Genomic DNA, 11,190 nt, shown 5'->3' with positions numbered 1-11,190 from the left:
GGCTTAAACAAAGGTCGTTGCAAATTTACTACGTCTGATTTTCCTTCGGAAAATCCTCGCACGTAAACCCGCAACTATTCTTATACTAGAACGTTACCACACATTTAAACAAACAACATTGCAAAAATCAACTTCAATTCTATTATTATTTTTTTTGGTTATTAGCTGTGGAGATACAAAAGACTATCCGACGGATTTGAAACCAATCTATTCAGATTTTGAAAATGTTTGGCAAGAGAGAAATCTTTTTGGGAAAGTAAAAAAAGTTGAATTTTATAAAGGCACGTATCAAAACGAAAATGATAACGTGAAACCTAGTTTAGTTTTCATTGAAAAATTTACTGATTTTGGCACCCTTAAAGAAAAATCAAATTACGACAGTTTTGGCGAGTTTTTTCAGAAAGATATTTATGAGTTTGACGGACAGCTTTTAACTAAAAATATATCAACAGACAAAAAGGGCAATAAAAATTATTTGCTAATTATAGAAAATGACACTACTAAAAATATAACGAGAAATAAATGGTTTGTAAATGATAGTTTAGAAAGTGTAATGGACTTGGTTTACAATCGGAAAAATTTACTAACTAAAAAAATAGTCTATGAGGACAGAGACACAATTATTACTCACAATGAATATAGATTTGACAAAGCAAATAATATCGTTTTAGAAACTCAAACTGTGGAAAACGAAAGCGAACCGATTTATATTAATGAAAATTTGTACGATGAGAACGGAAATTTGACTAAAAGCAAATCCAAAACTAGTTGGACAACATTCATTACAGATTTAGAATGGGAAAATGGGAGAATAAAAAAACGAACCGAATACACAGTTTCAGCAGATTTAAAAACCCATCTTGACGAAATAACCGAATTCGATGGCTTGTTTAACCCCATAAACAGTAAAATTTACGAAAATGCGGAACTCAATCGAGAATTAAAGTATAAATACGAGCTTGATAAAAAAGGGAATTGGATTAACAGAAAAGTATCAATGAAAGAACATTTTGCTAAATCGAAAAAATTTATACCAATCTATATTGAAAGTAGAACTATTACATATTGGGAATAAAAACGTGTGGTAACAACGTATATAAAACATAGCTATTACAGGCTTTCCGAGAGATTTGGGTGTATTTGCGAAATCGCCAAATTTTTAAATTTGGATTTTTGCGAGAATAAAGTAAAAAAAGAAAATTTAAAAATTCGGCTTGTGTATAATCCGAATGTTCAGCGTCTTTATGCACGCTACGTTTCATATACCAACCGTTGCCAGTAATTTAAGAAACCACGAATGATATACGGAATTTTGATAATAGTTTTAATAATTGTGCCGATTGGAATCGCGTATTATTATGACTATAAGAAAGACCCAAAAGAATTTACTTTCTCAATTAAAACAATGGGAAAAGGAATACTCAAAGGACTTGTTTACGTGGGAATTCTAATTGGTTTAAACGCAATCTACCAATTAGTTATTCCGATAAACAAAAATCACGGAATTGAATTTAATTCAGAACGTGAAAAACTCGGAATACCAAAAATTGGAGATAATTGGGAAAATAGAGAATATCAATCAGAACAGTTCAAAACCCAATGGTGGAAAACCGAATCAACGGATGGACACTTTAAAAAAATAATTGAATACGGAATTCTAAATGCAGAATCTGAAACTGATTATTATAAAAACGATAATAGAAAAGGAACATTCGCGTGGTCGAAATATGATTTTGGAAATAATACTTCCGAATATTTTATTGAGAAACCGAATGATGAAATAGTTTCGGTAACTGAATCTGGAAAACTTAAAATGGGAAACCCAACGATAATTCAGAAAATAGATAAATCGGAATTTGAAAAATTTATAGCAGAATAAAAACTACTGGCAACACCGTGTATAATTAATTGCTAGGTCACTGCCGACTTACGAACATTCCTGCGGAATATTCTATCTGTGATTTATTTGCTAAATTAGTTGCTTAACCACGCAACTAACCATACACAACAACGTTAGCCACAATTAAAACAGAACCGTGAAAAAAGAGAAAGTAATAGAAAAATTAGACAAACATTGTTCTGAAAAACTATACGTTAGACTGACAAGGAAAAAAGGTAGTTTTGAGGGAATCTCTACTGGATTTATTCTCGATAAGTCGCCTGATTTTATATTACTTCAAGAAACAGACGAATTCAGAGTTTTAGGCTATCAAGTTATTCCGATTCAAACAATCAAACACGTTAGATATAATAAGAACGACAAAACAATCCATCGGATATTAAAAGAAGAAGGATTAATAAGTGAAATTAAAGCTAAATATAAAGTTGATTTAACGGATTGGAATTCAATCGTAAAAGATATTAAAGAAACTGAATTGACAATTATATCAGAATGCGAACATCCTAAACAAAACTTTTTTTGCATTGGACTGTTAAAGCGAATTAATAAAAAATCCATTTCGATAAGATATTTTAATGCTCAAGGTATTTTGGATAAGAAAAACACAAAGCACAATTTTGAGGATATAACAAAATTGAGTTTTGACGACCGTTATGCAAATGTATTTTCAAAATATTTAAGAGAATAATGGAAAAAGCAGAAAAGATTTCAAATAAAAATGGGAATTGGTACATAGTCGAAATTATTGAAAAATGTGAACCTGTTGAACGAAATGAAAAGCAAGAGTTGCGAAGAGTTACAACTTGGGGAAATCATCATTTAATTAAAGCCGATTCACCAGAAAAAGCATTTGATAAAGCTGTAAAGCTTGGAAAAGAAGCAGAATATAAATTCACAAATTCTGACAAAATAGAAATGGAATGGATTTTTGTTGGAATTGGAGAATTGTTGCCGATTTATGAAGACATTGAAGATGGTGCGGAATTGATGTGGAATGATTACGGATTTATTAGTAATCGAAGAACAATGAGAATGCCTTACAAAAAGAAAGAGCTAATGAAATTAATAAAACCGAAACAACAACCGAATAAATAACTGTGGCTAACACCGTATAAAAAAAATTGCGGTTTAGTGCTTAATCAAAGGTCGTTGCGTGTTTGTAACGTCTGAATTTCCTTCGGAAATTCCTCGCATACAAACCCGCAACTATTCTTATACATAAACGTTATGGCACATACTCTGAATGTGAAAAGCAATACGCAACGGCGGACGAGCCACGATCGAAAGACCTGAGTATTTTTGCCATGGTTAGTCTTGGATCGAAAGTAAAAAAGCGATAAAAAAACCACTCAAAAGGAATGTTTCGGAGTAAAGCGTGCAAAAAATCGCTTTTTTTTAGTTGATTACGAAAATATTGACGAAAAAAGGGTTTGTGATTCTATGGTTTGGTAAGTGATCGATCTAATGGCAGCAAAGCGATCGCAGGAAAATAGATGAATATTACGGAGCAACAACGTAAGGGATATCGCCTTGCTGCGGAATATTTGCAAAGAACAGGCTTGTAAAAGTGGTACGCGCCATAACACCATATAAATGATCATAGCAGGTCGGTGATGAATCGATAGGTTCGTGTATATTTGATAAGGCGCAATGCTTGCAAAATAAAAAAATTAGCAACCAATGCGCAGAAATATCGAAAAACAGGGTAACATTTTGCCCTGCTACGACACTTATATATAACGTTGTAAACAATTATGAACGAACGCGAAGACTACTTTAGAATTTCCAAAAATGGAAACGTTCATACGCTGAGTGATAGAATTCCATTTAACTGGAAAGAACTATTGATTTGGACTTCTACTTCATTCATATTTCTGATTTGGTTTCTCGGAATTGGAATCGGAATTTTTGTTGCGATTTTGACTTTAATCGGATACACTATTTACCGATTTGCCTCTTGGATTTACTACTCGGAATTAAAAATAGACGAGAAAAGCGGAAAATTAATTCGACTGAAAAAAATACTCGACCGAACTCAAAAAAACGGAATTGATAAGTGAAAAGTTTGACCCAAACCGATTTGAATACTCGGAATTAACTCGAAGTGGAAAAACGAAGTTCTTAATGAATTATCGGACACATAAAAACAATGAATTATTAATCTTAAAAAATAAAGCGGACAAAGAACTGATTGAAAAATACATCGCTGAAAAAATAACTGTTTACAACAATGTATAACCACAATTACGGCGGATTCGACTACGTCCGAATCCACTCGGAATTGCTAACGTCAGTTCATAACCGAAAATTATTAACTTTAAATTCGTAACTGACGGTTATACGAGACCGTTACCACACAGTTTGACCATTAATTAATTTTAAAGATTGTTTGAATCATACGAGAATATAAAAAAGAGAGCTGAATTAGAAAGTCAATTAAATGACCTCTATTCACACTTCTTACTTAATTATCTTCTATTGACGAAGAAAAAGATTGTGAAAATCACCAAATTGACTCTGAAAATAAATGGATTCCCGACGGACTTAAAAGATTTTGTTGAGAAACAATGGACTATTGAATATGGGTACGTGGAATTACTAAAACAGACTGATTCGTATATAAAAGTAAAATTGACTGACAAAGCATATCTTTTAGCAGATACCTTTGACTATGAACATCGAATTATTCGTAGGAATTACTTAATAAGACTTATTGCAGGAATTGCTAGCTTCTTTCGTTGGACTAAAGAGTTTATTACAAAAAAAGTTCCAAAATTCTTTAAACGATTATTTAGCTTAAAAAGTGGAAAATTTATAATGCAAACTATAGGGGTATTAAGTGCTATTTTGGGCTTTATTTGGTTATGTATTGAGATGTATGAATGGGCTGTGGGAAAAGGATTTATTAACTGAAACTAAAAAAACCGTGTGGTAACAATGCCTAAACGTAATGCGGACTTTAGGGCTAAAATCTAAGGTCTGTGTATATTTATAAAGTCGCTAAATCTTATGGATTTAGCTTTGGACAAAAAAAGAAAAAGCAAAACAATAAGCTTTAGCTTCGTGCGCAGACGGAAACGAAAAGTTTCCTTGCCTCCGCACTACGCTTAGCCGCGCCGTTACCTGCAAGTACTCCAAAAAAATAAAAAGTTCGGTACGGACGGAATTTTGAGCAAGTTTACGGACGGAATTCCAACTCGGGCGGACTTGAAAAACAGTACGCGGGAATTCTCGCTCGGACGGAATTTAAAAGCGGAACGGAATTTTTAGCAAGTTTGCGGAATTTACACTCGGACGGAGAAAAAACCAGCGGAAATATTTCGATTTTTTTCGGCATTTTAGAAAAGAAAAATATCACGAAAGGACTTCCAATTTGGACGGAAAAAAAGTTGCCGGAGAAATTCCGGTTTTTTTCGGCATTTTAAAAAGCGGAAAAACTCCGAAAGGACTTCCAACTCGGGCGGAGAAAAACGGAATCGCAAAACGGACGTGCTTACTCGAACGTGTCGTACCAGCAGGTAACACAGGCTATAATTAATTGCTTGGGATTTTCCTACGGAAAATCCACGCATTATTGCTATGTTTAGTGTGCGGCGGGAAATCCTACGGATTTCTAACGCCGCAACTAATCATAGCCAAGACCGTTGGCAACAAGCTAAAAATTAAGTTCCTAATGAAAAACAGAACAAAGAATTGGATAATTAAACTATTCAAATTAACTGACGAAAAATCCGCAGAAATGTTTGAAATGGAATCTAAAATTCTATTCTGCATTAAACAAATTGAAAAAATGTCGGAACTTAAAGCAAAATCGTTTGACATTAATTATCAATCAATCTACAAAACTAAAAGTGGTTTTGAAAAAGCACTAAAATCGAATAAGGAATTAGTTTATTGCTTTGTCGATTTTGATTCTGAAAAAACCGAAACATATTTTACTATCAGCAATCAAATGTTGAATTTAAAAGAGAAACCTGAAAAATCAACAATTGACTTTTGTTTACAAATAAGCACAGAATATTGTAATGAAAAATCAATTTTAGAATTTAATAGAATTTTAATTGACGAATTAGGTTTTGATTATGGATATACAACAAAACTTGACTCGAATTTTGATTTAGGAACTGAAAGAAAAATTAAAAAAGGATTATTTTCAACTTCCGTTAATATTTTAGAAAAAGACCATATTTGGACTTCAAATAAAATTGAAATTCTGAACGGAATAATAAAAAACTTATATCCAATTAATTATATAAACGAATCACATTTAACAAATTCTGAACAAAAGAAAATTATATCGGAATTTGGAGTTCTGAGCAAAACGAATAATCGAATTTACGTATGGAATTTAACAGATTTAAATATTGAAAACCTAAAAAAGACAAAACGAACTGAATTAAAATTAGTCGAATAAAAAGCCAGATTGCCAACACCGTATAAACTTTATTGCTGGTTTTAGCTCACTTGGGAAATTCCTCCGGAATTTCGCCGTTCGTGTTTTATTTAGTAAATTCACTACTTAAACAACGCAACAAAGCTTATACAACAACGTTATATGCAATTACGCTGAAACCCAAAATGAAAGAGGAACAAAAAGAAAAATATTTCAAAAAAGTCTATGAAAACATTGAAAAATATGATTTTCATAAAACTTATGTGATGGAAGAAATAGGTTTTACACCTTTTGGTTATTCAACTGGAATTTATGAAAATTTAAAGATTCCTGAATTGTTTATTTCTGGATTACCAAATGGTTTGACTTCTGAATTGACAGAAAAATATGCGGAAAAATATAAATTCGGAACAGTACCTCTGAATGAAAAAATTGAAGATTTATTTGAAAAATTTCCTGTATATTTTATCAAAGTTGAAAATGGAAATTTATCAGAATATGTTTTGAGTTCTATAAAGTATTATGAAAATAAAAATTATGAATATTTACAGTTAATTTTCCCTGACCTAAATGGAAATTTTCCAAACGAACCGAATTATGATTATGACCAAAAAATAGTCGGAAATATAAAATGACTGAAAAAAAACTGCATATAACACCGTATAAAAATAATTGCGGTTTAGTGCTTAATCAAAGGTCGTTGCGTGTTTGTAACGTCTGATTTTCCTTCGGAAAATCCTCGCATACAAACTCGCAACTATTCTTATACATAAACGTTGTAGTGCATTAAAAAAATCGTGAGAAGAATATTATCAACACCATTAAAAATTTGTGGATTTCTAACAATCCTACTCGGAATTGCAGTTGCGATTCTGACTTTAGGATATTTAATAATCCTTGGTTTATATTTTATTGGAATTGGACTTCTTCTTTATTTAATTGACTTCATTCTTAAACGTAATATAAGCAACAAACAGATTTTTAAAATCAGTCAAATCAGTTTAACAATCGTTTATCTGCTGTTTTCTGCTTGGACTTATTTAAAATGGCAAGAACATAATCAAATTACATTTCCAAAAGAATTTAGTGGAGAAGCGGGAATAATTTTTGGAATTGAGAATTACCCACAACTTCCTGAAACGGAATTTTGGACTAAAAAAATCATAATACCAAAGAGCGGAATTTTAATTACTTCAACAAAAGTCGAAGAAATACCTAATAGATTGCAATTCTTCATTGGAAATGAGAAAATAAGAGACTTTAAAAAAGTAGATTGGAATCCAAATTTCGAATTTGATTGTATCGTTAGTGACGATAAAATTAAAGCTTGGTTATTTACAATTAACGGTTCAAAACAAAAAGCCGTAAGAGAAAAAATTACGGAACTTTGTAATGAAATAGGAATTGATAAGGTTTCAAGTAGTTACAAAAGTGATAATTCAATTATTTGGACTGACAAAAAAGGTAAATACTTATGGCTTCAAAATAAGGATTTGACTTCATTACCAAACGGTTTAGGAAAGCTTGACATTTATAAAGCAATTCTAACGGGAAATGATTTAACAGAAGTCCCAAAACAAGTTTTAGAAATAAGTTCTTTACAAAACTTGATACTAGCTAAAAATCCAATTAAAGACTTTCCCTGTGAACTTAATAAACTGAAAAAGCTAAAAAGCATTTCGTTTGCAGAAACAAAAATTACAGAAATCAATTGCGACTTATCTAAATTAGATAGTCTAGAACATTTTGACCTATCAAGGAACAATTTAAATATTTTACCAGACGAAATTAAAGACATACCAAATTTAAAATGGCTTTCTTTAAATGGTAATTCTTTTTCTAACTTGTCATTTATCGATAAGCGTCTTGAAAATTTAGAAACTCTTTATTTATATACTAACAATGTAAGTGAATTAGGAGTTGAAACTGAATATTTATCGAATTTAAAAGAGCTATTGATTTTTGACAATCAAATTGAGAGTATTCCAGAAAATATTGGAGATTTAGTTGGTTTACGAAAATTGGAAATATGGAATAATCCGATTAAATCAATTTCTTCCAATATTAGTAAGTTGAAAAATTTAAGAACATTAAGAATTGATGACGATTATCTATCAGATAAAGACAAAGAAAATTTAAAAACTTGGCTTCCGAATTGTGAAATAAAGTACCAAACAAGAAGTGAAAAATAAAAAAACGCACTACAACACCGTATAAAAATAATTGCGGTTTAGTGCTTAATCAAAGGTAGTTGCGTGTTTACTACGTCTGATTTTCCTTCGGAAAATCCTCGCACGCAAACCCGCAACTATTCTTATACATAAACGTTGGCAAACATTTGAGAAAAACAGTTCTAATATTGATTTTTGGTATTCTTACCAACTTTGTGGTTTCACAAGAAATCCACTCTGAATATGTATTCAATAAAGAAAAAACTAAATCGAAAATTGGTAGCGGAATTAAATGGAATTATATCGATTCTGACAGTTTAGTACTATACGAAAACGGAACTTTTCATCGAACCAAATTCTATCACTATCACGAAATAATATACTCGGAATTAAAAGGTGAATGGAAAATTGAAAACGACACTCTTTTTCTTAAAATAAAACTGGAAAAAGAAAGTAAAGCGGACAAAAAATGGACTGAAAATAATTCGACTATCAGTTACCGAATAAAAAGACGGAAAATAATACCAATAAACGGATTTGAATTCTATGCGATACGGAATTTGAAACGTGTGAAAAAATAAAAACGATTTGCCAACACCGTGTATAATTAATTGCTTTGGTCGTTGCCTACTTGGAAAATTCCTTCGGAATTTTCTCGCGCTCGTTTTTGTTTACTAAATTAGTTGCTTAAACACGCAACTAACCATACACAAAACCGTTGTGCGTCATTTAAGAAAAATCGTACTAAAATTGAAAATTCAGGAAAAAATAATGAAAAAAATACGAGAAATAACTGACTGGATTGAAAACAATTCAACTGAAATAATTGAAAATATTGACCAAGAAAGTGTCGATGTTTATAATTTTCTAAAAACTGAATTTAGGAAATCGAATATTAATGAGAATTACTTATTTCAATTTGTTTTTAGGAGTTTTTACCAAATTGACAACGCTGGACTTACGCCTGAATTTAAAAAAGAGTATTTTAAAATATTAGAACAAAATCGGAACGAAAGACAATTTGACTTTGAAAAAGTGTTACGCAGACTTTACTCGTTTCCGAACAGAAAAGGACAAAACACATTGCAGTTTTCATTTGCAACAAAGATGTTTAATACAATTGACGATATAATGCCGATTTACGACAGCGAAGTTGCTAAAATGTTTTCTATGTCAAGACCATATCAATCGGAATTTGAAATTAAATTGGATAAGTATTTAGACCAACTTGACAAAATTCAAAATGGTTACGAGCAAATAATTAACCAAAATCTTTTACCAGAAACAATTGGACTTTTTGACCATGTTTTTAAAGATAATAAGTTGTCCGAAATGAAAAAATTGGATTTTATATTCTGGTCTGCTGGAAAAATAAAAACAAAATTTACGAAAAAAGGAGATGATGGATTTCACACGATTGAGGAATTAGACGAAATTGACCGAAAAATAAAAACGAACGCACAACACCGTGTATAATTAATTGCTTGGTTCTAGCCTACTTGCGAAAATTCCTGCGGAATTTTCACGGGTTCGTAAAAGTTTACTAAATTAGTTGCTTAACCACGCAACTAACCATACACAACAACGTTGTGCAACATAAACCTTAACCAATAAAAATATTTACATTGTTTCCAAAAAGAGGTCCATTTAAAACATTAATGAAAATTGATATAATTGATTTCAATGACGCAGTTAATCTAAAACATTTTGGAATTGAAAAGATTTCTTACCAAAATCAATGTTGGCTTTTTGATTTAGAAAGTTTTGAACTGAATGAAGAAAAGGAAGTAACAGCTTGGAAACCAAAACCCGTTGGAGAAAGAAGAAATAACTTAAAAAGTCTTGCAGATTATAGTGACTCTGACAGGAATGAATTAATAGGTAGTGAATATTATTTAAGAAATGAATTTTTTGATGATATTGAATTAATACTTGAAGCATTTCATTTATATAAATTAGGAAATATAGTTGCCACTTTTAGCCAAAATACAACCGTTGAAATAACTCATTTTAATTATCCTCGTTTCAGAAGAATTCCACAAACAGGTATTTGTCAAATATCAGTTAAAGATTTACCAGAAATTGAAAAATTATTTCTTAAACTTAAAAAAATTGAGAATAAAAAAATCCTTTTAAATATTGAGCGATTAAAATATGACGCAGATAATTTACATCACTCGTTTATAAATTTAGTTGGAATATTAGAATCATTACTAACGAATAACGATACTGGAGAATTAAAATTTCGTTTTTCATTATATGTAAATCATATTTTAAGAAATTCAATAAATTCTGATATTAAAATTGATTTTCCAACTGCAAAAAAATTATATGACGTTAGGTCAAGTTTAGTTCATAAGGGAGAATCAAAAAAGTACTCGATTGAATTATATCTATTGTTAAAAGATATAACCCGTGAAATATTAGTTTGGCACATTGAAAATGAAAACTATAATGTTGAAAAAGATTTTATGGAATATGTATTTGAAAAGAAATAATTACGTTGCACAACACCGTATAAACTTTATTGCTGGCTTTTTGCTTACTTGCGAAAGTCCTCGCGGACTTTCTTGGTCGGTAATTATTTACTAACTTTACTACTAAACCAACGCAACAAAGCTTATACAACAACGTTGGCAATAATTAAAACCAAATGAGAAACTTTCTTATTCTATTGATGTTTTTTACTTTCAATAAGCTTATTTCACAAGAAATAATTGGAATGA

Annotated in this window: 10 protein-coding genes; all 10 read left to right on the top strand. The window is 30.9% G+C overall.

What is annotated here, in order from left to right; translation table 11 throughout:
• Positions 1-118 precede the first annotated feature (118 nt).
• The 10 genes from BT107_RS17285 to BT107_RS17230 all read left to right on the top strand — a co-directional run bounded on the left by BT107_RS17285 (position 119) and on the right by BT107_RS17230 (position 10,962).
• Positions 119-1,075, top strand: coding sequence for a hypothetical protein (locus BT107_RS17285; protein ID WP_072305088.1), 957 nt, complete (start codon positions 119-121; stop codon positions 1,073-1,075).
• 222 nt (positions 1,076-1,297) lie between these two features.
• Positions 1,298-1,879 (top strand): hypothetical protein, encoded by a 582-nt coding sequence (locus BT107_RS17280; RefSeq protein ID WP_072305087.1) that lies wholly within the window; start codon positions 1,298-1,300, stop codon positions 1,877-1,879.
• A 157-nt stretch (positions 1,880-2,036) separates the two neighbouring features.
• The gene (locus tag BT107_RS17275; RefSeq protein WP_072305086.1) at positions 2,037-2,588 is read left to right on the top strand and encodes a hypothetical protein; all 552 of its coding nucleotides are present in this window, start codon (positions 2,037-2,039) and stop codon (positions 2,586-2,588) included.
• Positions 2,588-2,995 (top strand): DUF4288 domain-containing protein, encoded by a 408-nt coding sequence (locus tag BT107_RS17270; RefSeq protein WP_072305085.1) that lies wholly within the window; start codon positions 2,588-2,590, stop codon positions 2,993-2,995. Before BT107_RS17275 ends, BT107_RS17270 begins: the two co-directional genes overlap by 1 nt.
• A gap of 1,383 nt (positions 2,996-4,378) precedes the next feature.
• Positions 4,379-4,813, top strand: a complete 435-nt coding sequence (locus BT107_RS17260; protein ID WP_139254347.1) for a hypothetical protein — start codon at positions 4,379-4,381, stop codon at positions 4,811-4,813.
• A 760-nt stretch (positions 4,814-5,573) separates the two neighbouring features.
• Positions 5,574-6,314, top strand: coding sequence for a hypothetical protein (locus tag BT107_RS17255; protein WP_072305082.1), 741 nt, complete (start codon positions 5,574-5,576; stop codon positions 6,312-6,314).
• 164 nt (positions 6,315-6,478) lie between these two features.
• Positions 6,479-6,928, top strand: coding sequence for a DUF4262 domain-containing protein (locus tag BT107_RS17250; protein ID WP_072305089.1), 450 nt, complete (start codon positions 6,479-6,481; stop codon positions 6,926-6,928).
• Between the two features lie 162 nt (positions 6,929-7,090).
• Entirely contained in the window at positions 7,091-8,485 is a 1,395-nt protein-coding gene (locus tag BT107_RS17245; RefSeq protein WP_072305081.1) for a leucine-rich repeat domain-containing protein, read from the top strand.
• A 750-nt stretch (positions 8,486-9,235) separates the two neighbouring features.
• A complete protein-coding gene (locus BT107_RS17235; RefSeq protein WP_170854757.1) occupies positions 9,236-9,940 on the top strand; it encodes a hypothetical protein in 705 nt (234 codons plus the stop codon).
• A gap of 182 nt (positions 9,941-10,122) precedes the next feature.
• Entirely contained in the window at positions 10,123-10,962 is an 840-nt protein-coding gene (locus BT107_RS17230) for a HEPN domain-containing protein (RefSeq protein ID WP_072305078.1), read from the top strand.
• Positions 10,963-11,190 lie beyond the last annotated feature (228 nt).

The organism is Cellulophaga fucicola (assembly GCF_900119145.1).
Classification (GTDB): domain Bacteria; phylum Bacteroidota; class Bacteroidia; order Flavobacteriales; family Flavobacteriaceae; genus Cellulophaga; species Cellulophaga fucicola.
This window is presented reverse-complemented; position numbering and strand designations above follow the sequence as displayed.

Coding starts and splice junctions, on each gene's coding strand:
- BT107_RS17280 (WP_072305087.1), top strand. CDS start 1,298: ATGATATACGGAATTTTGATAATAGTTTTAATAATTGTGCCGATTGGA.
- BT107_RS17270 (WP_072305085.1), top strand. CDS start 2,588: ATGGAAAAAGCAGAAAAGATTTCAAATAAAAATGGGAATTGGTACATA.
- BT107_RS17255 (WP_072305082.1), top strand. CDS start 5,574: ATGAAAAACAGAACAAAGAATTGGATAATTAAACTATTCAAATTAACT.
- BT107_RS17250 (WP_072305089.1), top strand. CDS start 6,479: ATGAAAGAGGAACAAAAAGAAAAATATTTCAAAAAAGTCTATGAAAAC.
- BT107_RS17235 (WP_170854757.1), top strand. CDS start 9,236: ATGAAAAAAATACGAGAAATAACTGACTGGATTGAAAACAATTCAACT.
- BT107_RS17230 (WP_072305078.1), top strand. CDS start 10,123: ATGAAAATTGATATAATTGATTTCAATGACGCAGTTAATCTAAAACAT.